Genomic DNA, 23569 nt, shown 5'->3' on the forward strand with positions numbered 1-23569 from the left:
AACAAGACCTAAATTACAAATCAGTATTGTCTAAAATTTGTTTGCCGAATACTTCTTTTTCAAGACGATTCAAGCGTTTCAAAATATCAAAATTCGTCATAGAAGATGAAGCAGCCACATCAATTGGATCTGGGTGACTAGGACTTGGATCCGAACTCACTTGCGGTTTACGAGTTAATTCTTCCTTCAAATCCGCAATTTCCTGACGAAGTGACTTGACCAAGGCAGCATAGGTTTCATAATCCTTGATGACATCGTCTAAAAACTCGTCAACTTCTACTTTACTATACCCACGGACTTCACGTCCAAACTCTTGTTCAAAAATATCTTTTGCTGAAAAAATAATACTTGCCATGTCTCTCTCCATTCTCGCTTGCTAGTATTATTATATAAAAAAAGGCAAACAAAAATCAAGGTCAAAGCTTCAATTTTCGGAAAAATTTTCAGCAAGTTCATTTAATTGATCAAATGTTAATCTCTTTATAAAATAGTCCTCTTGATTTTTCATCTTTTGGTAAAAATAAGCTAGTTTCGTTTCATTTTCTTCATCATAAAAAAGATAAGAACTGTTCGTATTTTCCAGTAAAAACTGCTGGTAATCTCTTAACTGCCCCTTGTGTTCATAGCGAGGATAGGCATATTTGACAAAGTCTACCTGCTTAAAACGACTCAGTTTCATCTGATTGCCTTCATTCCAATTTTCCCCATGGGTTTCAAAAGCAAAAATGGTCGCCAACTGGAAACCGTACTCGGTCTTCATTTCTTGAGCAACCTCTAAAACCCAATATTCAAAGCCCAAAGTCCCTGTAAATACAAGCCAAGTCACCCCATCTGCTGCCATAGTTTCTAAATCCCTACGTATTGCTTTTTTTATCAATTTAAGACGAGGATCCTTGTCAGAAAACAAACCCAAATCAAAAGCAGAATAGCCTAAAACCAAAGCTGTAGCCATTTTTAACCCTTTCTGTGCAAATTTATGGTATAATAGAGTGATGTTATTGTACCAATAAGGAGTATTATGGTCAACTATCCACATAAACTTTCATCACAAAAAAGACAAACATCTCTTTCTCAACCCAAAAATTTCGCAAATCGAGGAATGTCTTTTGAAAAGATGATCAATGCTACCAACGACTACTATTTGTCTCAGGGCTTGGCTGTTATACACAAGAAACCAACTCCTATTCAAATCGTACGAGTGGACTATCCACAACGAAGTCGTGCCAAGATTGTTGAAGCCTATTTTCGACAAGCTTCAACGACGGACTATTCTGGCGTTTATAATGGATATTACATCGACTTTGAAGCCAAGGAAACAAAACAAAAACGTGCGATTCCGATGAAAAATTTTCATCCACATCAGATTCAGCATATGGAACAAGTCCTTGCCCAACAAGGAATCTGCTTTGTCCTTCTTCACTTTTCTTCTCAGCAAGAAACCTACTTATTGCCGGCACTTGATTTAATTCGCTTCTATCATCAAGATAAGGGACAAAAATCAATGCCACTTGGATATATTCGAGAATATGGATATGAAATCAAGGCTGGTGCCTTCCCTCAAATTCCCTATCTCAATGTTATCAAAGAACATTTATTAGGTGGTAAAACAAGATGAACAAACCAACGATTCTGCGCCTAATCAAGTATCTGAGCATTAGCTTCTTAAGCTTGGTTATCGCAGCCATTGTCTTAGGTGGAGGAGTTTTTTTCTACTATGTTAGCAAGGCTCCTAGCCTATCCGAGAGTAAACTAGTTGCAACAACCTCTAGTAAAATCTACGACAATAAAAATCAACTCATTGCTGACTTGGGTTCTGAACGTCGCGTCAATGCCCAAGCTAATGATATTCCCACAGATTTGGTTAAGGCAATCGTTTCTATCGAAGACCATCGCTTCTTCGACCACAGGGGGATTGATACCATCCGTATCCTGGGCGCTTTCTTGCGTAATCTGCAAAGTAATTCCCTCCAAGGTGGATCAACTCTCACCCAACAGTTGATTAAGTTGACTTACTTTTCAACCTCGACTTCCGACCAGACTATTTCTCGTAAGGCTCAGGAAGCTTGGTTAGCGATTCAGTTAGAACAAAAAGCAACCAAGCAAGAAATCTTGACCTACTATATAAATAAGGTCTACATGTCTAATGGCAACTATGGAATGCAGACAGCAGCTCAAAACTACTATGGTAAAGACCTCAATAATTTAAGTTTACCTCAGTTAGCCTTGCTGGCTGGAATGCCTCAGGCACCAAACCAATATGACCCCTATTCACATCCAGAAGCAGCTCAAGACCGCCGAAACTTGGTCTTATCTGAAATGAAAAATCAAGGCTACATCTCTGCTGAACAGTATGAGAAAGCAGTCAACACACCAATTACTGATGGACTACAAAGTCTCAAATCAGCAAGTAATTACCCTGCTTACATGGATAATTACCTCAAGGAAGTCATCAATCAAGTTGAAGAAGAAACAGGCTATAACCTGCTCACAACTGGGATGGATGTCTACACAAATGTAGACCAAGAGGCTCAAAAACGTCTGTGGGATATCTACAACTCCGAGCAATACGTCTCTTACCCTGACGATGATTTGCAAGTCGCATCTACGGTCGTAGATGTTTCCAATGGTAAAGTCATCGCCCAACTTGGAGCTCGTCACCAAGCAAGTAACGTTTCATTTGGTACCAACCAAGCTGTGGAAACCAATCGTGACTGGGGTTCATCAATGAAACCAATCACCGATTATGCACCTGCCATAGAATACGGTGTATATGATTCCACTGCAACTATGGTTAATGATATTCCTTATAACTATCCGGGAACAAGCACACCTGTCTACAACTGGGATCGAGCATATTTTGGTAATATTACTCTGCAATATGCCCTTCAACAATCTCGTAACGTACCTGCCGTTGAAACACTAAACAAGGTTGGTTTAGATAGAGCCAAAAACTTCCTAAATGGTTTAGGAATTGACTACCCAAGTATTCACTACTCAAATGCCATTTCAAGTAACACAACTGAATCAGACAAAAAATATGGAGCAAGTAGTGAAAAGATGGCTGCTGCTTACGCTGCCTTTGCAAATGGTGGAACTTACTATAAACCAATGTATATCCATAAAGTCGTCTTTAGTGATGGGAGTGAAAAAGAGTTCTCTAATGTCGGAACTCGTGCCATGAAGGAAACGACAGCCTATATGATGACCGACATGATGAAAACTGTCTTGACTTACGGAACTGGTCGTGGTGCCTACCTGCCTTGGCTTCCTCAAGCTGGTAAGACAGGTACTTCTAACTACACAGATGATGAAATTGAAAAACACATCAAAAACACTGGCTATGTAGCTCCAGATGAAATGTTTGTTGGTTATACTCGTAAGTATTCTATGGCTGTATGGACAGGTTATTCGAATCGTTTAACTCCTATCGTTGGAGATGGTTTCCTAGTTGCAGCTAAAGTTTATCGCTCAATGATAACGTATCTATCAGAAGATACTCATCCAGAAGACTGGACGATGCCAGACGGCATTTATCGAAATGGGCAGTTTGTTTTCCAAAATGGAGCAAGACCGACTTGGACTGAAACAACATCCCAATCATCTTCAACTGAAAGCTCATCAACAAGTGCAGAAAGCTCTACTAGCCAAGCACCAGCAACAAGTCCTGATGCTAGTACTAATGGTCAAAACCAAGCACCAAATGCACCCGGAGCCAATCAAAACCCGGCTCCACAGACTCCTCAGCCCCCTCAAGTTCAACAACAACCACAACAGTAAACGAAAAAATCCTGAGAACTCTAAACTCAGGATTTTGTCATTTTCAAAATGAAATACAGAGATCAAGTACATTTCCCCACAATAAAACGCATACGATCAAGGCTTTCATCACCTGACAATATGCGTTTTGCTTTTAAAGACTTTTTGCTCAGTCTCTTTTTATCTTATTTCACATGTTTTGCGAGTTCTTCTTGCGCTTTTTTATTGGATTCTGCTTTTTCTTTCATCCATTTTTCTTGAGCTTTTTGATATTCATCTGCAGTAACTGCCTTGTCTTGAAGTTCAAGGTATTTATACAAGACTGGGTCACTTGTACCTTTATTTCCTGACAATGCAAATGGTATTGTAAATGGTACCATCTTAGACAAGATTGGACGACCAGTTTTAGAAGTTGTTGGGATGATCAAGGCACTATCTGTCAACCAAGCTTGGGCTGCTGCGTATTTATCATATCGTTTAGCAACATCTGTAGTCTCATCACCAGCTTCAGTAACCAATTTTTCGTAGTCATATAGACCTACTTTTTTAGCAGCTACATTATCTTCCCCTGAGTCAAATCCTAAATATGTTTTAGTACTTTCTCCTACAGAAGGTTTGATAATATCAAGGTAGGTTGATGGATCGGCAAAGTCTGGACCCCAACCGACATTATCTGATAAATCCCAGTCTTCGCCAGCAGCATTTTCGGCAAATAGAGTTACATTAAGCAATTCATCTTTTTGCAATTGTTGGATATCAATAACGACATTATCAGTTCCTAAAGTTGCTTCCAAGGATTGTTTCATAGATTGGACACGTTGAACTTTTGTAGTTGCTGTCTGGTCAACTGGCATATCCAAATGAATTGGGAAAGTCACACCTTCTGCCTGCAAAGCTGATTTAGCTTTAGCAAATTCAGCCTTGGCTTTTTCTGGATTGTAAAGACCATCTTGTGAATCGGCCAGATTAACATCCTTCCATTCATCCCCATAAGTCACCAATTTCTCTTTGACTATATCGCCAAAGTTTTTCCCATCTGCTTGAACAAATGTTGGTGGCACAAAGAGATTACGCAAGATTTTGCTTGCTCCAGTTTCTCCATTCAACTGAGAGGCATAGGCTGTACGGTCAAATCCAAAGGCAATAGCCTGACGGAAATCCTTGTTCAAGAGAGCCTTTTTAGTAGATGTCTTTTGTTCGTCGCTAGTCTTAGAAGTATATTTATAGGACTGACGATCAATATTTGTTCCTACTAGATACGTAGTCGAGTCTTGTTGCGTATAGACAATATTGTCTTTCATACTCTTCTCAAGCTCTGCGAAACTTGCACTTGTTGGATAAAGACGAGCTGCTGTAAGGCTACCATCTTTAAAGTTTTCTGCTGGTTTGCTGGTATCTTGCCCATCCCAGAATGACAATTTAATCTTGTCAATATGCACATTGTCCTTATCCCAGTAGTTCGGATTTTTCGCAAATTCAACAGAGGATTTAGTCACAATAGATTTCAACAAATAAGGACCGTTATACAAGAGACTACTTGGATCCGTAGCTTTGGCAAAATCATCCCCTTTTGAATTCAAAAACTCTTCATTAACTGGCGCAAGCACACCCATGGTTGTTTTGGAATTCCAAAAACTTTCAGGTTTGTTCAAGGTGTATTGGATTGTTTGGTCGTCAAGCGCTTTAATCCCGACTTGAGCAAAGTCTGTGATTTCACCTTTTGCATAGGCATCCAGACCTTTGATTGAATCCTGTACCAAGTAAAGGGCTTCTGCTTTCTTATCTGTTGCATATTTAAGTCCTGTTACAAAGTCCTGAGCCTTAACAGGAGCGTACTCTTCTCCCTCAGATGTATACCACTTGGCATCCTGACGAATCTTATAAGTATAAGTCAAGCCATCCTTAGAGACCGACCAGTCTTCTGCCATTGAGGGAATAAGGTTCCCGTATTTATCATTTTCAAGTAATCCATCGATCACATTACTAGTAATCTCAGAAGTTGCTGCCTTACCAGTTGTCAAATAGTTGAGATTATCTGGATGTGTCTCGTAGGTAAAGGCAAAGGTTTTTTCACCTTGAGCACCTGACCCCCCAGAACAAGCAGCTAAAACACCAGCTGCTAATAAGGTTACTCCCGCAAGAGCCAATACTTTTCTTGTTTTCATAGTCTTCTCCTTTGTTTTTTTATTCATTATAGACTCTTTTTCAAGTCCTGTCAATAGAATTTTCTGAATTTTAAGAGTTATTTGTTATATTTGATATATTCTGAAAAATAAAATTGTTCATTTATGCCAAAAAAAAGCCAACAGAGATTCTCTTCTGATAAGCAGAAAAGAATCTTATTGACCTTACTTCTAAAAATCTTAAGTAGCAAAGATTCTAAAATAACGGAATCCTTGCATTATTGTCCCAACTCTTCCTCGACCACTTCCAAAGCCCGTTCGATGACTACATGCATGTCGTAGTATTTATAATCAGCCAAACGTCCACAGAAAATGACCTTATCATTCTGGGCTGCTTCTTCTTGATAGTTAGCAAATATAGCATTGTTTCTCTCATCATTGATTGGATAATAAGGCTCATCTCCACGTTTCCAATCAGCTGGGTATTCACGAGTAATGACCGTTTTAGCTTGTGTACCATACTCAAAGTGTTTATGCTCAATAATACGAGTATAAGGAATTTCTCGCTCTGTGTAGTTGACAACAGCATTTCCTTGATAGTTTTCTTCATTGAGAACTTCATGCTCAAAACGAAGACTACGGTATTCTAACTCACCATGTTTATAATTGAAGTATTGGTCAATCATCCCCGTAAAGACAACTTTTTCAGCAGAAGCTTCTAATTCCTCACGATTGGCAAAAAAGTCAACTCCAAGTTCTACTTCCACATCCTTCAACATATTTTCGATAATGACATTATAGCCACCGATTGGAATTCCTTGGTAACGGTCATTAAAGTAGTTATTATCAAAAGTCAAACGAACTGGTAGACGTTTGATGATAAAGGGTGGAAGGTCAGTCGCAGAACGTCCCCATTGCTTTTCAGTGTAGCCTTTGATCAACTTTTCATAAATATCTGGACCGATCAACTTGATAGCCTGTTCTTCCAAGTTTTTAGGTTCAACGTCCTTCATATGAGCCGTTTGCTCAGCAATCTTATTTTTCACTTCTTGAGGAGTTTTTGTCCCCCACATAGCATAGAAAGTATTCATATTGAAAGGTAGATTATAAAGGCTACCCTTGTAATTAGCTAGAGGCGAGTTGATATAGTTGTTAAATTCAGCAAATTGATTCACATAATCCCAGACTTTCTTATTAGAAGTATGGAAGATATGAGCACCATATTTGTGAACGTTGATTCCTTCTACATTCTCACAGTAGATATTTCCACCAATGTGGTCACGTTTATCAATAACTTTTACTTTTTTTCCACGCTTAGTCGCCTCATAAGCAAAAATTGCTCCAGACAAACCAGCACCAACGATTAGATAGTCGTACATAGTCTCTTCCTTATCATTTACCTCTCATCTCCTTAACTACAGTAAAAGAGAGGATCTTAGTTTCAATCTATTTTAGCACAAAACAAATCATTTCTTAGTTTTCAATAGCCGAGTGATTTAAAAAGACAAGCACCAAAACTGATGTTTGTCTTTATGATTTTGCTTGAAAAGGCTATTTCTAACTATTTAACATGTTTTTCTGCTTCTTTTTGGGCTTTTTCGATTGCTTTTTTGCTTTCTTGCTCCCATTTGGTCTTAGCTTCTTCAAACTGTTTGGTCGTCACAGTGTCTTTTTGCAGTTTCATGTACTTGTAGTTATTGCCATCACCCTTGATACCAACCAATGAATAGCCTCTTGTAAATGGTGTTACTTTGGTTACAGAAGCTGTTCCACCACTTGACATAGCTGACATAATCAGAGAATTGTCAATCATCCAAGCCTGTGCTTCAGCATATTTTTCATAGCGTTTGGCTACATCTTTGTTTTCACTATCTGCATCTTTGAGCATCTTAGTGTAGGTATCAAGACCTAGGCTAGTGATTTTTTCCTTGTCTTCCTTAGCATCTAGTCCAAAAATCTTAAGGTAGAATCCATCCTCTGCATTGAAAGGATTGAGATAAGTTGATGGATCCTGATAGTCACCTACCCAGCCATCAAAGTTCAAATCATAGTCACGATCAGCTGCTGTTGGCGCTAAGAAGGCTACGTTATTAAAATCATCTGTTGAAAGTTGCTGAACATCAATGACAATGTTATCAGCACCCAAAACTGACTCAAGGGTCTGCTTAACTGAGTTCATGCCTGTCACGGCATTTTTACTTGTCTGATCAACCGCCACATCCAAGTGAATTGGGAAGGTCACACCTTGACTTGCCAATTCTTTTTTAGCTTCCACAAATTCTGCTTGGGCTTTTTCTTTGTTGAAATAGGCATCCTGAGCATCTGCCAAGTTAATATCTGACCATTCTGTGCCATAGTTGACCAATTTAGAAGCGACTACTTCTCCAAAGGTCTTGTCTCCAACTTGGACAAATGTTGGAGGCACTAGGGTGTTACGAAGGGTCTTACTAGCTGCTTCTTCCCCGTTTGACTGGGCAGAATAGGCTGTGCGGTCCAAGGCAAAGTTCACTGCTTGGCGGAAGTTCTTGTTCAAAACAGCTGTTTCAGTTGACTTCTTCTGCTCATCTGTCGTTTTAGACGTATGGTTGTAGGCCTTACGATTGACGTTGAAATTGAAGTACCAAGAAGTCTTGTCCTGCAAGCTATAGACGATATTATCCTTATATTTCTCCTTGGTCTTGGCGAAGTTAGAACTATTTGGATAAACCCCAGCGATTGAATAAGCGCCACTTTCAAAGTTACGGATGGTCAATTCTTGGTCTGAACCATCAAAGTAAGCCAATTTCACGTGTTCAATTGATACTTTGTCATGATCGTAGTAATGCGGATTTTTCACATACTCGATTGATGATTTTGATGTGAAATCTTTTAACAAATAAGGTCCGCTGTAGAGAATGCTATCTGGAGATAGAGTCCCAAAATCTTTCCCTTTTGAGTTTAAAAACTCTTCATTCACTGGGAAAAGAATACTGTTGGTTGTTTTTGAATTCCAGTAAGGTTCTGGGCGTACCAAAGTATACTCAACAGTCTGGTCGTCAATAGCCTTCACCCCAACCTTAGAAAAGTCAGAATCCGCTCCTGTAATATAATCATTCAAGCCCTTGATCGAGTTTTGAATCAGGTCAATGGCCTGTGATTTATTGTCCACTGCGTACTTGATACCTGTCACAAAATCTTGTGCCTTGACTGGGGCATATTCTTCACCGTCAGCCGTGAACCATTTGGCATCTTTTCTCAATTTGTAGGTATAAGTCAGACCGTCGTTCGAAACAGACCAGTCTTCTGCCAAAGATGGAACTAGGTTTCCGTGGTTGTCATTTTCAAGCAAGCCATCAACTAGGTTGGTAATGATGGCTGTATTATCAGCGTAGTAGTCTAACAAGTAGTTAAATGTAGTTGGATTTCCACTAAAGGTTGATGAGTAAGTTTTTGTATCTGAACCTGATTGTCCGCAAGCAGCTAAAAGCAAGGTAGCCGCAACAGTCAGGCCTACACTAAGGACACGCTTTTTTGTAGTCATCTTCTTTCTCCTTTATGTTAGTTTTTATAACATATATTTATTTTACCAAAATAGTGGGAATTTGTAAAGTTAATTGAATTTTGAGAATGAAAGTTTATAAACTTTAGTCATAAAAAAACAAAGGATTTCTGCCTTTCATACAGTCCTCCCTTGTTTTTATGCGATTTCAATTTTAAATTTTTCTGTAAAAAATATTTATAGTAATTCAACACAGAAAGCATCCCATGGAGCTAAGATTTGTTTCTCAAAAACTTCTTGAGCCACGGTGTTTTCAATCAAGACTGATTTGACATTTCCTTCTACTGCCAAGTCTTGTTCTTCATTGGACAAGTTGCCCACAACTAGGAAACGACGGTCGCCATCTTTACGAATGTAGGCAAAGATCTTGTCAGCAGTTTCAAGCAATTCAAAGTCAGCTCGAATCAGCCAGCTGTTTTCCTTACGGATTTGGACCAACTTCTGATAAGTATAGAAAATAGAATCTGGATTTGCCAGTGCTTCTTGAACATTGATGTCTTGATAGTTTGGATTGACTGCCAACCACGGTTGAGCTGTTGAGAAACCGGAGTTTTTGCTTTCGTCCCATTGCATTGGAGTACGGGCATTGTCACGTCCAATGACACGGATACTGTCCATGATTTCTTCCATCGGAACACCTTTTTCAAGAGCTTCACGCGCATAGTTGAGTGACTCAATATCTTCTACTTGATCCAGAGTTTCAAACGGATAGTTGGTCATCCCAATCTCCTCACCTTGATAGATATAAGGTGTCCCTCTCATGAGATGAAGCAAGATTGCAAAGGCTTTAGCAGATTTTTCTCGGTATTCTTGGTCATTTCCCCAGATAGAGACGATACGAGGGAGGTCATGGTTGTTCCAGAAGAGGGAATTCCAGCCGTCCTCAACTCCCAGCTCTGTCTGCCATTTGTTGAAAATCTCTTTTAACTTAGCGATATTTAGCTCTTTTTGATAGTGCCATTTAGGCTGACCCTCCTGATACTGAAGACCGATGTGTTCAAACTGGAAGACCATAGACAGTTCTTGCCCCTTCGGATCAGAGTAGAGTTTGGCAATTTCTGGCGTTGCACCCCAGGTCTCTCCCACTGTCAAGAGATTCTTATCTCCAAAGGTTGCCTGATTCATTCCCTTGAGATAGGGATGGAGCATAGGACCATTATTGACTACTTTCTCATCAGGGATTTTGCCAATCATGTCAATGACATCCATGCGGAAACCGCCAATGCCTTTATCAATCCAGAAGTTCATCATCTCGTAAATTTTCTGGCGCAGTTTTTCATTTTCCCAGTTGAGATCAGGCTGTTTCTTGCTGAAAAAGTGGAGATAGTACTGACCTGACTTTTCATCGTATTCCCAAGCTGATCCACTAAAGATAGACTCCAAATCATTAGGCTCATCTCGCCAGATATAGTAGTCTCGCTCGGGACTATCAGGATTCTCACAAGCCTCGACAAACCAAGCATGTTCATCTGAGGTATGATTGACCACCAAGTCCATGATGATACGAATATCACGCTTCTTAGCTTCCGCAATCAGTTGGTCCATATCCTCCATGGTTCCGAAAATAGCTGCAATCGCTTGATAATCAGCAATATCGTAGCCATTATCATCCATAGGACTGTCATAAACCGGAGAAAGCCAAATCGCTGTGATTCCTAACTTAGCTAGATAGTCCAACTTACTAGTAATTCCTGGCAAATCGCCAATTCCATCTCCGTTACTATCCATAAAGCTCTTAGGATAAACTTGATAGACTACGGCATTGTGCCACCATTTTTCTTGCATCTTCTTACCTCATTATTTTAATAATCTATAGTCTATGATAGCGTTTTTCTAATTTTTGTGCAAGCGTTTGCCTAATCTTTTTGATTCCTTTTTTGACTCCATAGTTTCCTAACTTCCAATTTTTTATTATAATAGAGGTCAGAGGTAAAAAAATGAAAAAACAAGCTTTTAGTTCTGAACAATATTTGAATCTACAGCGCGACCACATTTTGGAGCGCATTAACCAATTTGACGGCAAGCTCTACTTGGAGTTTGGTGGTAAAATGTTAGAAGATTTCCACGCTGCTCGTGTTCTTCCTGGTTATGAGCCTGACAACAAAATCAAGCTCTTGCAAGAATTGAAAGAGCAGGTTGAGGTTGTGATTGCTATTAATGCAAGCAACATCGAGCATTCCAAAGCACGTGGTGACTTGGGCATTTCTTATGACCAAGAAGTTCTTCGTTTGATTGATAAATTCAATGAATTAGGAATTTTTGTCGGCTCCGTTGTCATTACACAATACGCTGGCCAACCCGCTGCAGATGCCTTCCGCAATCAACTTGAGAAAAACGGAATTGATTCTTATCTTCATTATCCAATCAAAGGATATCCGACGGATATGGACCACATCATTTCTCCAGAAGGAATGGGGAAAAACGACTACATCAAAACCAGTCGCAACTTGATTGTCGTAACAGCTCCTGGACCTGGTTCTGGAAAATTGGCAACTTGTATGTCAAACATGTACCACGACCAAATCAATGGTATCAAGTCTGGTTACGCTAAATTTGAAACCTTCCCAGTTTGGAATCTTCCCCTTCATCACCCAGTCAATTTGGCCTACGAGGCTGCCACAGCAGACCTTGACGATGTCAACATGATTGACCCCTTCCATCTCCAAACCTACGGAGAAACCACTGTCAACTACAATCGTGATATCGAGATCTTCCCAGTACTTAAGCGCATGTTAGAACGTATCCTTGGTAAATCTCCATACGCTTCTCCGACAGACATGGGTGTCAACATGGTTGGTTTCGCTATTACAGATGATGAGGCTGCTGTCGAAGCTTCTAAACAAGAAATCATCCGCCGTTACTATCAAACTGTTCTTGATTTTAAAGCCGAAAAAGTTGGCGAATCTGCTGTCAAGAAAATCGAATTGCTTATGAATGACCTCGGTATCACACCAGCAGACCGTAAGGTGGCTGTTGTTGCCCGTCAAAAAGCAGAAGAAACTGGCGGACCAGCCCTAGCCCTTGAATTGCCAAGCGGAGAAATTGTCACTGGTAAGAACTCAGAACTCTTTGGCCCTACAGCCGCTGCCTTGATCAACGCTATCAAGAAATCAGCTGACATTGCTAAAGAAGTAAAACTCATCGAACCGGAACTTGTCAAACCAATCCAAGGTCTTAAAATCGATCATCTCGGTAGCCGCAATCCACGCCTTCATTCAAATGAAATCCTAATTGCACTGGCTATCACAGCTACAGAAAATCCTGATGCTGCTCGTGCTATGGAAGAGCTCGGCAACCTCAAAGGAAGCGAAGCCCACTCAACCATCATCTTGACAGATGAAGACAAGAATGTCCTTCGTAAATTGGGTATCAATGTAACCTTTGACCCTTACTACCAATACGACCGCTTGTATCGTAAGTAACGATTTCAACCTCTCCAGCCTCGGAGAGGTTTTCTCTCTGTCTCAGGAGCCAGCTTTATGTTATAATGAAAGGAGAAAACTGAAAGGATTTACCATGTCAAAAGAAGTTATTGTTGAAAGTTTTGAACTTGACCACACCATTGTTAAAGCACCCTATGTCCGCTTGATTGGAGAAGAAACAGGGCCAAAGGGAGACATCATCTCCAATTATGACATTCGCTTGGTACAACCAAATGAAGACTCAATCCCTACCGCTGGCCTTCATACTATCGAGCATCTCTTGGCAAAACTCATCCGTACCCGTATTGACGGCATGATTGACTGTTCACCATTTGGTTGCCGTACAGGCTTCCACATGATTATGTGGGGACGTCACACCAGTGCTGAAATCGCGGCCGTTATCAAGGATTCGCTCAAAGAAATCGCTGAGACTACCACTTGGGAAGATGTCCCTGGAACAACCATCGAATCTTGCGGAAACTACAAGGACCACAGCCTCTTTTCTGCTAAAGAATGGGCAAAACTCATACTTGAACAAGGGATTTCAGATGATGCCTTTGAGCGTCATGTGATTTAAACACAAAAAAAGGAACCAGTTTTTCAGCTGGCTCCTTCTTTTTTATTCTCAAAATTCTGTCTTAAACTTTTTCACGAATGACCAAAACACCATCTTCCATGTCAGCTTCTAGGTGTTTAGCATCAAGGTTATCCAAGTGGAAGTCTGTGACTTTGTCACGGATTTGTTGTTCAACCACACGACGGAGAGGACGAACACCCATGACTTCATCGTAACCTTCTTCTGTGATATAGTCTTTAGCCGCTTGGCTGACTTCTAAATCAATCTCTTTCTTATCCAAAGTTTGGTTGACTTCAGCCAGCATCAAGTCCACAATCTTAGAAAGGTCTTCCTTAGTCAAGTGTGAGAACTCAATAACTGCGTTAAAGCGGTTAAGGAATTCTGGACGGAAGAATGGTTTCAAACGGTCCATCAATTCTGGTTTGTCCGCATCTTCTGTCAAGTTAGCTTCATAGCCAAAACCAGCATTTGAGGTCGCAATAATGACTGTGTTTTTAAAGTTAACGGTATTTCCTTGACCATCAGTCAAACGACCATCATCCAAGACTTGGAGGAGAAGGGTAATGACTTGAGGATCAGCCTTCTCAATTTCATCCAAGAGAATGATAGAGTATGGATTGCGACGAACACGTTCTGTTAAGGTATTGCTATTGTCATCATAACCCACATAGCCTGCTGTTGTACCAATTAGCTTAGAAACGGCTGTACGGTCACTGTATTCTGACATATCCAAACGGATAATCGCTTCCTTGGTTCCAAACATATCTAGCGCCAATTGCTTAGCAAGTTCAGTCTTACCAACTCCAGTTGGACCTACAAAGAGGAAGCTGCCTATTGGGCGATTACCTTCATCAAAACCAGCACGATTACGACGGATGGCACGAGCTACAGCTTCAACTGCCTTATCTTGACCGATTACCTTATCTTGCAGACGATGAGCCATATCTTTCAAACGTTCGATGTCTGATGCTCCCATTTGCGATACTGGAATCCCTGTCATTCGTTCTACAGATTCAGCTACATCATTGACAGTGGCAGTCACTTTCATATCTTCTGTATGGTTTTCGATTTTCTTTTCCAATTCTGCAATGCGTGTTTTATAGTTTAGAGCTGCTTCAAAATCTTCTGCCTCAACAGCTTTTTCTTGCTTGTCTTTTTCTACCTCAATTTCACGTTCAACAGCATGAACATCTGTTACTGGATGCTGAGCTGCCAAGTGAGCTGCCGTTACATCTACAAGGTCGATAGCCTTATCTGGCAAGCTACGTTGAGGAATATACTGAACAGAATAATCCACCGCTGCTTTCAAGACTTCGTCTGGCAAGATGACATTGTGGTGTTGTTGATAAAGGTCACGAATTCCTTGAAGAATTTTAAAAGTATCCTCTGCTGAAGGAGCATTGACCTTGACTTCGTTGAAACGACGAGCAAGAGCTGCATTCTTCAAGATGGTGTTACGGTATTCGTCTTGAGTTGTTGCCCCAATCACGGTCAATTCCCCACGAGAGAGGGCTGGCTTGAGAATATCCGCAAGCCCTTTAGAACCACTGTCACCTCCAGTAGATCCAGCACCGAGGATTTGGTGAATTTCATCAAAGAAGAGGATAATATTCCCTGCTTCTTTAACCTCATTGACTAAGTTTTGGACATTTTCTTCAAAGCTACCACGGTATTGAGTACCAGCTTCAAGACCTGAGATATCAATGGAAATAATTTCCTTATTCTTAATAGCAGCTGGAACATCACCATTCACAATGGCTTGTGCTAGACCTTCGACAACGGCTGTCTTACCAACGCCTGCGTCTCCAACTAAAACAGGATTGTTCTTGGTACGGCGTGAAAGAATTTCAGACGCTTCTTGAATTTCCTTGTTTCGTCCGATAACAGGATCCAACTTGCCCTCACGCGCTTCTGCTGTTAAGTTTCGACCCAGTTTAGCAAGGACACCGTCTTGTTTCATACCTGACGTATGTTGTGGCATTTGACCATCAACTTCTGCATTTCCTGGCAATTGGCCAGTTGCACGATAGTGAGCAAATTCCTCAGGTGTGACTTCACGTCCATTAATCAAGTAGCGACGATTTTCAGAACTGTATCCTCGCATACCACCCATCAATTGGTTAAATAGATCATCCATGTTGTTAAAATTATTAAAGTTGTTGTTCATATTCTTTACCTCTTTTTGTTTACTTAGTTATGATCACTGACATTGACTATCTTTGACCTTTGTTTTAAAAAATTTAGACTAGCTAAATGGCTACTCTAGGTACTATTTCTGGTTTTTCTTTTTCAAGCAGGAGTAGACTATCTTTACTTCTGAAGATTTCTAGATTAAACATAGACACACCTCTTTCTATTTTACTTTAAATAATACTCTTCGAAAATCTCTTCAAACCACGTCAGCTCTATCTGCAACCTCAAAACAGTGTTTTGAAAACCTGCGGCTAGCTTCCTAGTTTGCTCTTTGATTTTCATTGAGTATAAGTGTTCGAGTAAGGCTTTCATTTACCTTACGTTCATAATATACTACATTAGTCAGAAAAGGTCAAGGGATTTGACTTTAATTGACCAATATTTTTTAAAAAGCAAAAACACCCTGAAACATCAGGGTGCCATTCTTACATCAAATACAAAATTGCTAGGGTCAAGAGACTTGCTAGAAGTCCCACTCCCCAAAAGAAGAAGTCAACCTTCCACTCGCTCCATGGATTTCCTTTACCAGACAATCCTCCAAGCTCAAAATGGTGATGCACAGGCGTCATGCGGAAAATACGTTTGCCACCAGTCATTTTGAAATAACTGACTTGCATCATGACTGAAGTTGTTTCAAAAACATAAACAATTCCGATAATCAAGAGAGTCCATTCTTGGTGGAGGGCCATAGAGATAGCTGCCAGCATTCCACCGAGAGCTAAACTTCCCACATCCCCCATAAAGACCTTAGCAGGCTTATGGTTAAAGACAAAGAAACCAAGCAAACCACCAATCATGGCAAGAATCACTAGAAGAATATCCATCTGACCTTGCACATAGGCAATAACTCCATAGGCAGACAAACTAATCACGACTGAAATACTAGCCAGACCGTCAATGCCGTCAGTCAAGTTGACTGCGTTTGAAAAACCAACTAGCCAGAAAAGGGCGAAAAGAATATAGAAAATCCCTAGATGCACTTGGTAACCAAAGACTGAAAGCATATCGCCCCCACGCTCATAAAAAAGGTAGAAAATGACGCCACCTAGCAGCTGAAGAGCCAATTTCTGTTTGGGGTTTAGCCCCTCATTGATCTTGCGGAAGACCTTGAGAAAGTCATCTAAAAAACCAACCAAGCCATACAAGACCAAAATAAACAAAATCATACCAACATTATTGGTCAATTGTTTCGAAAAAAGAGCGACGAGGAAACTCACCACAACTGCAGCAATGAGGAAAACAAGTCCCCCCATTGTAGGAGTCCCAGCTTTTGCCTGGTGCTGTTTAACATCCTCATGCATCTGCTGGCCTGTAATTTGCGCCTTTCTATAAAATTGGATAAAGGCCGGAATTCCTACTAAAGTTAGTAAAAATGTCACAATTCCAGCACTAATAGAAATAAACATATTAGTCTCCTAAAGTTAATGTAATTTTTTTAATGTTTTTGATAGCTGTATTAGTCCGAACATCTTGCTTCTGAACAACGGAACCTGAACCTTCAAATTCCAGTTCAATATCCAACCATTTAGCAAAGGTCTCGGCAGTCTCTTTTTTCCAGCCATACATGTCTGGAATTTCTTCTACCTTATCCGATAAAAGGAGAACTTGTTGGTTTGGTGCAAGATTGGTCCCTTCTTCTACAGAAGTCTCTTTAATCTTTGTTCCAGTACCTACAACGATTGGTTGCACAATATTTCGGCGTAAGGCTTCCGCCAACTCACCAGGTGAAATATCCTTGATGCTAGGCATTGCATAAGAAGATTCTGTCGTAACTTTATCTAAATTTTTGGCTGGAGATTGAAGATTGAGAGATTCTTTCATAGCTGAAGCCCGCTCCAAGATTGGGGTGGCAAATTCTCCCAACTGGATACCTGAATAATGCTCAGGCTGTTGAACCGTTACATACAAGATAAAATCAGGATTTTCAGCAGGATTCATAGTCACAGCTGAGAAAATATAATTGGTAGAACCAACCAAGTATCCTCCATTTTTCTCATCAGCGATTTGAGCCGTACCGGATTTAACTGCTACATTTTGTCCAGGAACTGTTATAATTGGCTTTCCTGTGTAGTGATTATACATAGTTCCATATAGAGGGTCCGTCCCAACTAAGATCATGTGATTTCGAGTTGTGCTTGCTGCCTCTTTGGAAACAGGATTTCCTACTATTTCTTTTTGTGACTTACGTACAGACTGATTGTTAGTATCATAAATAGCACTTATAAATTTTGGCTCCAGCATAACTCCATCATTAGCAATAGCTGTAAAGGCACGAAGCATTTGTGTTTGTGTCACTGAAATTCCTTGCCCAAATGAGCTTTGAGCAATACTAACAATATTATCAGCTGGAAGTTGACCAGCGTATTCATCTGTCAAGCCAAAGCGAGTTGGAACCCCAAATTTAAAGCGTTTTAGATAATCCAACCAAGTAGCATCTCCCATTTTTTGTTCAAGTAGACTCATTCCAACATTACTGGAGTGAGCGAAACCTTGTAAGAAAGTCATCATCCCACCAGTAGTCAAACCTTCATTAACATCCCAATCTCGAGTCGTCGCATCCGCTATTTTGAATTCACTGCTATTGAAGTATTCTCCACTTGGGAAGGTATTATTATCAATAGAAGAAGCTAACGTCATAACCTTCATGGCTGATCCTGGTTCATAGTTACTTTGATAAAGAATATCACGCCAAACAAAGTCCTCAGTGATTCCTTCTTTAGTATCTGCATTAAAGGTAGGTCGTTGGGTGGTAGCGAGGATTTCACCGGTCTTTGCACTGACCAAGGTCGCGGTCATATACTTACCTTTTACTTTTTCTAGAAAGGCATCCATCTGAGTTTCCATGAAAGATTGTAGCGGACTAGACAATGTTGTATAAACATCCTTGCCATCTACCGTTTGTTGGGAAACTTGTTCTGTTCCGGGTACAATATTACCCAGACGATCCTTTTCATAGGTAATAATGCCGTCTGTCCCTGCAAGAATACTGTTCAAGGAACTCTCCATTCCAGAGGTTCCCAGCAAACTCTTGCTGCCATCTTCATTTTCATGTAGCTGAGCTAGTCCGATAAAACTAGAAGCAAATTGTCCATTTGGGTAACTACGATTGGGACTGGTTGTAAAATCAATCCCCTTGACCTCTGCAGTTTCCAACTCTTTTTTGATAGACATCATATTGGCATAGGTAATCCCATTGCCCTTCGAACCAAAGGAAACTTGCTTGAGATTAGGTTGCGAGAGTTGCTCTCTTACATAGGATTCTTCCATGTCCAGATACTTATGAAAGACCTCTGCAACCTTGTTAAATTGTGTTTTTTCTACGTAAAGAATCTTACCCGTTGCTGACTTATAGTTCTCATCAATAACCGCATAGACATTATAAGATGTCGCATCCTCAGCAATCGGGACTCCATTTCGGTCATAAATAGTCCCACGTTTGGCAGGGACTGTACGGGTTATTTGGTGAACTTTCTTAGCTTCCTTCGCTAAATCTGTTCCAAAGCGAGTGCCCGTCCCAATAATGACCGCAAAATTGACTAAAAAAACGGCAAAAACAAAGACAGATAATAAACTCAGACTTTTTCCAACTCTGCGTCTGTTTTCAGCCGGCGATTTCCGATTTTTCGTCGCATAACGGATTACTCTTTTTGTCCACTTCATATCTTACTCCGCTATTCGAATATTTTCATTGTTTAATTGCAAATCGTGTGAATTGGCAATCTCTTTCAAACGTTCTGCACGTAATAGTTCATTGACCTCTTGCTTGGCATCGTCCAATTCGGTCTTCTTTTCCTCTATTTGCGCATTGATTTTTGTCAAATCATTCTGCACTTGCAAGAGCTTGGTCTGCATAAAAATAATACTAATGGCTACAATAAGAGTGGTTACAGCAATGGAAAAGTAAAAAGCTTTTTCCACACGCGAAAACCGTTTAAGTTGCATCTGTAGTATTTGACCTGTTTTTTCCATTCTTTCTGCCATCTTTTTTCCTCTTACTTGTGAATTTTTCTGGCCACGCGCAACTTGGCTGAGTGCGAGCGGTTATTGGCTTCTAATTCTTCTGCACTTGGCAAGATTGGCTTACGGGACACCAATTCCATCTTAGGCTTGAGATCATCTGGGATGAAGGGCAAACCTTTGGGAACTTCAACCGTTGAAGCTTCCTTGAACAATTGCTTGGTCAAGCGGTCTTCTAAGGAATGAAAGGTAATCACTGAAATTCTACCATCCAGAGCCAACATATCCATAGCCTGCTGGACGGACTCATCTGCCGCTCCCAGTTCATCATTGACTTCAATTCGAATAGCCTGGAAAATCTGCTTGGCAGGATGGCCCTTCTTCTTGAGCTCCTTGGCAGGTTTGGCCGACTTGATAATTTCTGCCAGCTCAGTCGTAGTCTCGATAGGCTTGACTTCTCGAGCTTGCTCAATCTTACGCGCAATCTGTTTAGAGAATTTGTCCTCGCCATACTTGAAGAAAATACGAACCAAGTCATGATAGTCATAATTGTTCACCACTTCATAGGCTGTCAGACTAGCATCCTGATTCATGCGCATGTCCAATGGCGCATCCTTTTTATAAGAAAAACCACGCTCACGCTGGTCCAGCTGAGGACTAGACACTCCCAAGTCATAACAAATTCCATCAATTTCCTGAACACCAGCTTCGCGCAAACGTGCCTGCAAATGACGGAAGTTATCCTTGATAAAAGTCACCATCCCCTTTTCAATGTAAGGTGCCAAGCGTTCTTGCGCATTGTCAATGGCATTCTGGTCCTGGTCAAAGGCATAGAGATGGCCTTTTTCACTTAATTTACTTAATAAATATTCGCTATGGCCTGCTCCACCCAAAGTCGCATCAACGTAGATACCGTCAGGCTTTACGTCGAGCATATCAATCGTTTCGTGGAGTAAGACCGTTACATGATGAAATTCTTTTGTCATATCTTATCTATTTTACCACAAATCTGACCAGCTTGCACTAGTCAGACAAATAGGTCAAATGTAAGTAAGATTTCTTCGAAAAATATGTCAAAAATACTTGACACTTTATGTTTAAAAGACTATAATATAGTCAAATATATACGACATAAATCAGAAAGGAGAAGAGATGAATCGTGTGAAAGAATTTCGCAAGGAACTGGGCATTTCCCAGCTCGAACTCGCCAAAGATATCGGTGTCTCGAGACAGACCATCAACATGATTGAAAACGACAAGTACAATCCAACTCTGGAACTCTGTCTCAATCTCGCCCGTAGCCTCCAAACTGACCTCAACAGTCTCTTTTGGGAGGATGATTTTTAAAAAAGGAGCCAACTCATGAAAAAAGAAACCTTCACTGAAAAACTGATCAAGCGTACATACGGTATTTCTGATCCACTTGACGAATACAAACGACGCGAGGCTGATCGTATCGGCAATCAAGTCTTTATCTTCCTCTTTTATCTGATGATTTTCGGAAATCTTATTCCACTCCTTCTGGCCTATAAATATCCTCAAGAAGTGGCTCTAATCTATCCTCCTCTGATTTTAGTGATTGCCCTCATCGCTGCTGGCTATGTCACCTATCAAATGAAAAAAACAGGGATTACAACTATTGAACCAGATATGCTGAGTGAGAAAGAAAGCAAGCAACTACACTACCCAGGTCTGAAAGCAGGTTTGTTCTTTGGTCTATGGATGTTTTTTATAACTCCTCTTCTCAGTATACTCATAGGTGAAGGTCAGGACTATTTCCATTCTCTTCTCACTATAAGAAATGGTGTATCAAGCATTCTCGGTTCTATTTTCTTCGGAGCGAGCATACAGTTCCTCATCTCCCGTCGCATTGCAAAAGCCAAGGAAGACCAGGATGATTAGGAGCCAACTCATGAAAAAAGAAAAGAAGCAGTTACGTTATTCTAGTCTGAAAGCAGGTTCGATTTATGGAACAGTGATATTTTTTATAATTCCACTCATTGATAGCCTAACAAGTGAAAATCCAAATTTTATCAGTTCTCTTCTAAATACAAAACATATTTTTAAAACTATACTGGGAGCTTTCTTTTTCGGAGTGATGATGCATATTGTCGACTCACTTCGTATTGCAAGAGCTAAAAAAGACCAGAATTAGGAGGTATCCTATGAAATCATTAGTAACTTTACTGACCTATCATCTTTTGTTCAGTTCTCTGTTCATCTTCATCATCATTTCAGGGAACTTGCCAATCGACGAGACATTCCTCGTGCTAGTCTTTATTCTAGCACTTAACAAAGTACTGACTTATCTAAAGATTAACTCCCCAAAAACGCGCATACTCAACTTAGCACTATACTTTATAATTCTATCTTTTCCACAACTGATGCTCATCTCAAGCGGTTGGAACTATTATTTACTGCTGACTATTGCTAGCCTTTCTTCTATCACTTATCTTTATTATCTCTATCAATTCGTAAAAGAAACAAAATAGCATCGTTCATTTAGGAGAAATCACCCATGAAAAAAGAAGACTTAACAACTCGCCTACTTCGAAATTTCTTTCATATCCAAGGGCCTTTTGATGAATGCCGTCAAGAGGTTATCTACAAGGCTTGCGCCCGTTCCATGATCCAAATCTTTTACTCTTCCTTCATTCTCTTCCTATTCTATATTTTGTTCGGAAGCTTTATAGAAATTGTTCGAAATGTTATGCCCTACATCTATTTTGGACTCATTTTGTTCATGAGTATAAAAGCTCAAAAAGCCGTCCAAGAGCTTCATCTTGAAAAGGATGACAAATCAGAAATCATCCTCAAAACCTACAGCAAAGCCCAAATCAAAATCCGAAGCTGGGTTGTGTTTATCGGTCTTCAGATTGGCCTCTTTACCCTACTCATCTTTCATAAAGTCTTCGTTCAGCAGATGTACCTTCCAGATTTTGGGAAGTTGCTCATGCAATTTGATAAAAGTGGTCCTTTCCTGATGTATGGCCTGATTATCGGTAGTATTTTCGGAACCCTGACCTACGGATTTCTATCACTACAGGAGGAGAAAACTCCTAAAAAGACCAAACAGAAGGAGAAAAGCAAGCAATGACTTCACTATACGATTTTTCAGTCTTAAATCAAGACAATCAAGAAATCTCACTAAATGCCTATCGTGGGAAAGTTCTCTTGGTTGTCAATACTGCTACTGGATGTGGTTTAACGCCCCAATACCAAGGACTCCAAGAACTCTATGAACGCTATCAAGATCAGGGCTTTGAAATCTTAGACTTCCCCTGCAATCAGTTTATGAGACAAGCACCCGGCAATGCAGAGGAAATCAACAACTTCTGTAGCCTACATTACCAGACCACCTTCCCACGTTTTGCCAAGATCAAGGTCAACGGTAAGAAAGCAGATCCTCTCTATGTTTGGTTGAAAGAACAAAAATCTGGCTCACTAGGAAAACGAATCGAATGGAATTTCGCTAAATTTCTCATTGGTCGTGATGGACAGGTCGTTGAACGCTTCTCTTCCAAAACAGACCCAAAACAAATTGAAGAGGCTATACAAAACCTACTATAATTTCACAATCTCACTATGATTAGGTCTCCTTTAGCCTAATGAATAGTGAGATTTTTTGATTGGCTTTGGCTTATACTCTTCGAAAATCTCTTCAAATCACGTCAACGTTGCCTTGCCGTATATATGTTACTGACTTCGTCAGTTCTATCTACAACCTCAAAACAGTGTTTTGAGCTGACTTCGTCAGTTCTATCTGCAACCTCAAAACGGTGTTTTGAGCTGACTTCGTCAGTTCTATCTGCAACCTCAAAACAGTGTTTTAAGCAACCTGCGGCTAGTTTTCCTAGTTTGCTCTTTGATTTTCATTGAGTATCAGTAAACAAAAAACATCCCTATGCCAAACTGGTAATTACTAAAATACAAGTCAATAAGCGTAGAGATGTAAAACTATTACACATTAAAAAATAATAATTAGTAATTAAAGAATAGAAAT

The 23569-nt window shown here is 40.2% G+C and carries 21 protein-coding genes; 10 read left to right on the forward strand and 11 right to left on the reverse strand.

Annotated features, from left to right (window positions below; all coding sequences use genetic code 11):
- Window positions 1-13 precede the first annotated feature (13 nt).
- Both gpsB and WKI23_RS00795 read right to left on the reverse strand, forming a co-directional pair.
- Window positions 14-355 (reverse strand): cell division regulator GpsB, encoded by a 342-nt coding sequence (gene gpsB, locus WKI23_RS00790; RefSeq protein WP_368078616.1) that lies wholly within the window; start codon window positions 353-355, stop codon window positions 14-16.
- Window positions 356-424: 69 nt separating this feature from the next.
- Entirely contained in the window at window positions 425-952 is a 528-nt protein-coding gene (locus WKI23_RS00795; protein ID WP_346743495.1) for a DUF1273 domain-containing protein, read from the reverse strand.
- Between the two features lie 66 nt (window positions 953-1018).
- Between WKI23_RS00795 and recU the strand changes: the two genes are divergently transcribed.
- Both recU and pbp1a read left to right on the forward strand, forming a co-directional pair.
- On the forward strand, window positions 1019-1615 hold the full coding sequence (gene recU, locus WKI23_RS00800; protein ID WP_000248779.1) for a Holliday junction resolvase RecU: 597 nt from the start codon (window positions 1019-1021) through the stop codon (window positions 1613-1615).
- The gene (pbp1a, locus tag WKI23_RS00805; protein ID WP_440215190.1) at window positions 1612-3777 is read left to right on the forward strand and encodes a penicillin-binding protein PBP1A; all 2166 of its coding nucleotides are present in this window, start codon (window positions 1612-1614) and stop codon (window positions 3775-3777) included. The genes recU and pbp1a overlap by 4 nt, the downstream gene beginning before the upstream one ends.
- Before the next feature lie 164 nt (window positions 3778-3941).
- On the opposite strand, the gene WKI23_RS00810 is transcribed toward pbp1a, so the two are convergent.
- From WKI23_RS00810 to WKI23_RS00825, 4 genes are all read right to left on the reverse strand, one after another.
- Entirely contained in the window at window positions 3942-5921 is a 1980-nt protein-coding gene (locus tag WKI23_RS00810; protein WP_368078617.1) for a peptide ABC transporter substrate-binding protein, read from the reverse strand.
- A gap of 236 nt (window positions 5922-6157) precedes the next feature.
- Entirely contained in the window at window positions 6158-7258 is a 1101-nt protein-coding gene (gene glf / locus WKI23_RS00815; protein ID WP_368078618.1) for a UDP-galactopyranose mutase, read from the reverse strand.
- 182 nt (window positions 7259-7440) lie between these two features.
- The gene (locus WKI23_RS00820) at window positions 7441-9399 is read right to left on the reverse strand and encodes a peptide ABC transporter substrate-binding protein (protein WP_368078619.1); all 1959 of its coding nucleotides are present in this window, start codon (window positions 9397-9399) and stop codon (window positions 7441-7443) included.
- 195 nt (window positions 9400-9594) lie between these two features.
- Complete coding sequence (locus WKI23_RS00825) at window positions 9595-11202, reverse strand: alpha-glucosidase (protein ID WP_368078620.1); 1608 nt, start codon at window positions 11200-11202, stop codon at window positions 9595-9597.
- A 152-nt stretch (window positions 11203-11354) separates the two neighbouring features.
- Here WKI23_RS00825 and WKI23_RS00830 point away from each other — a divergent pair, with 152 nt between their 5' ends.
- Together WKI23_RS00830 and WKI23_RS00835 are read left to right on the forward strand one after the other, a co-directional pair.
- Window positions 11355-12839 (forward strand): DUF1846 domain-containing protein, encoded by a 1485-nt coding sequence (locus WKI23_RS00830; protein WP_368078621.1) that lies wholly within the window; start codon window positions 11355-11357, stop codon window positions 12837-12839.
- A gap of 94 nt (window positions 12840-12933) precedes the next feature.
- Window positions 12934-13416: an S-ribosylhomocysteine lyase gene (locus WKI23_RS00835; RefSeq protein ID WP_000032547.1), complete on the forward strand. Its 483-nt coding sequence runs from the start codon at window positions 12934-12936 to the stop codon at window positions 13414-13416.
- A gap of 61 nt (window positions 13417-13477) precedes the next feature.
- On the opposite strand, the gene WKI23_RS00840 is transcribed toward WKI23_RS00835, so the two are convergent.
- From WKI23_RS00840 to rsmH, 5 genes are all read right to left on the reverse strand, one after another.
- The gene (locus WKI23_RS00840) at window positions 13478-15583 is read right to left on the reverse strand and encodes an ATP-dependent Clp protease ATP-binding subunit (RefSeq protein ID WP_368078622.1); all 2106 of its coding nucleotides are present in this window, start codon (window positions 15581-15583) and stop codon (window positions 13478-13480) included.
- 451 nt (window positions 15584-16034) lie between these two features.
- Window positions 16035-17015 carry a phospho-N-acetylmuramoyl-pentapeptide-transferase gene (gene mraY / locus WKI23_RS00845; protein WP_000470806.1) on the reverse strand — a complete coding sequence of 327 codons (981 nt, stop codon included), beginning with the start codon at window positions 17013-17015 and terminating at the stop codon, window positions 16035-16037.
- Window position 17016: 1 nt separating this feature from the next.
- Window positions 17017-19269 (reverse strand): penicillin-binding protein PBP2X, encoded by a 2253-nt coding sequence (gene pbp2x / locus WKI23_RS00850; RefSeq protein WP_368078623.1) that lies wholly within the window; start codon window positions 19267-19269, stop codon window positions 17017-17019.
- 3 nt (window positions 19270-19272) lie between these two features.
- On the reverse strand, window positions 19273-19590 hold the full coding sequence (gene ftsL / locus WKI23_RS00855) for a cell division protein FtsL (RefSeq protein WP_000840840.1): 318 nt from the start codon (window positions 19588-19590) through the stop codon (window positions 19273-19275).
- Window positions 19591-19601: 11 nt separating this feature from the next.
- Window positions 19602-20552 carry a 16S rRNA (cytosine(1402)-N(4))-methyltransferase RsmH gene (gene rsmH / locus WKI23_RS00860; protein ID WP_368078624.1) on the reverse strand — a complete coding sequence of 317 codons (951 nt, stop codon included), beginning with the start codon at window positions 20550-20552 and terminating at the stop codon, window positions 19602-19604.
- Between the two features lie 166 nt (window positions 20553-20718).
- Here rsmH and WKI23_RS00865 point away from each other — a divergent pair, with 166 nt between their 5' ends.
- From WKI23_RS00865 to WKI23_RS00890, 6 genes are read left to right on the forward strand one after another with little or no spacing between them, the layout of a single operon-like run.
- Complete coding sequence (locus WKI23_RS00865; protein WP_001082470.1) at window positions 20719-20913, forward strand: helix-turn-helix transcriptional regulator; 195 nt, start codon at window positions 20719-20721, stop codon at window positions 20911-20913.
- A gap of 15 nt (window positions 20914-20928) precedes the next feature.
- Window positions 20929-21468, forward strand: coding sequence for a DUF3278 domain-containing protein (locus tag WKI23_RS00870; RefSeq protein ID WP_368078625.1), 540 nt, complete (start codon window positions 20929-20931; stop codon window positions 21466-21468).
- 10 nt (window positions 21469-21478) lie between these two features.
- A complete protein-coding gene (locus WKI23_RS00875; RefSeq protein ID WP_368078626.1) occupies window positions 21479-21721 on the forward strand; it encodes a hypothetical protein in 243 nt (80 codons plus the stop codon).
- A gap of 10 nt (window positions 21722-21731) precedes the next feature.
- Window positions 21732-22058, forward strand: a complete 327-nt coding sequence (locus tag WKI23_RS00880; protein ID WP_368078627.1) for a hypothetical protein — start codon at window positions 21732-21734, stop codon at window positions 22056-22058.
- 26 nt (window positions 22059-22084) lie between these two features.
- The gene (locus WKI23_RS00885; RefSeq protein WP_368078628.1) at window positions 22085-22663 is read left to right on the forward strand and encodes a DUF3278 domain-containing protein; all 579 of its coding nucleotides are present in this window, start codon (window positions 22085-22087) and stop codon (window positions 22661-22663) included.
- Complete coding sequence (locus WKI23_RS00890; protein WP_368078629.1) at window positions 22660-23136, forward strand: glutathione peroxidase; 477 nt, start codon at window positions 22660-22662, stop codon at window positions 23134-23136. The genes WKI23_RS00885 and WKI23_RS00890 overlap by 4 nt, the downstream gene beginning before the upstream one ends.
- The last annotated feature ends 433 nt before the right edge of the window (window positions 23137-23569 follow it).

The organism is Streptococcus pseudopneumoniae (assembly GCF_038148955.1).
GTDB classification, from domain to species: Bacteria; Bacillota; Bacilli; order Lactobacillales; family Streptococcaceae; genus Streptococcus; species Streptococcus pseudopneumoniae_T.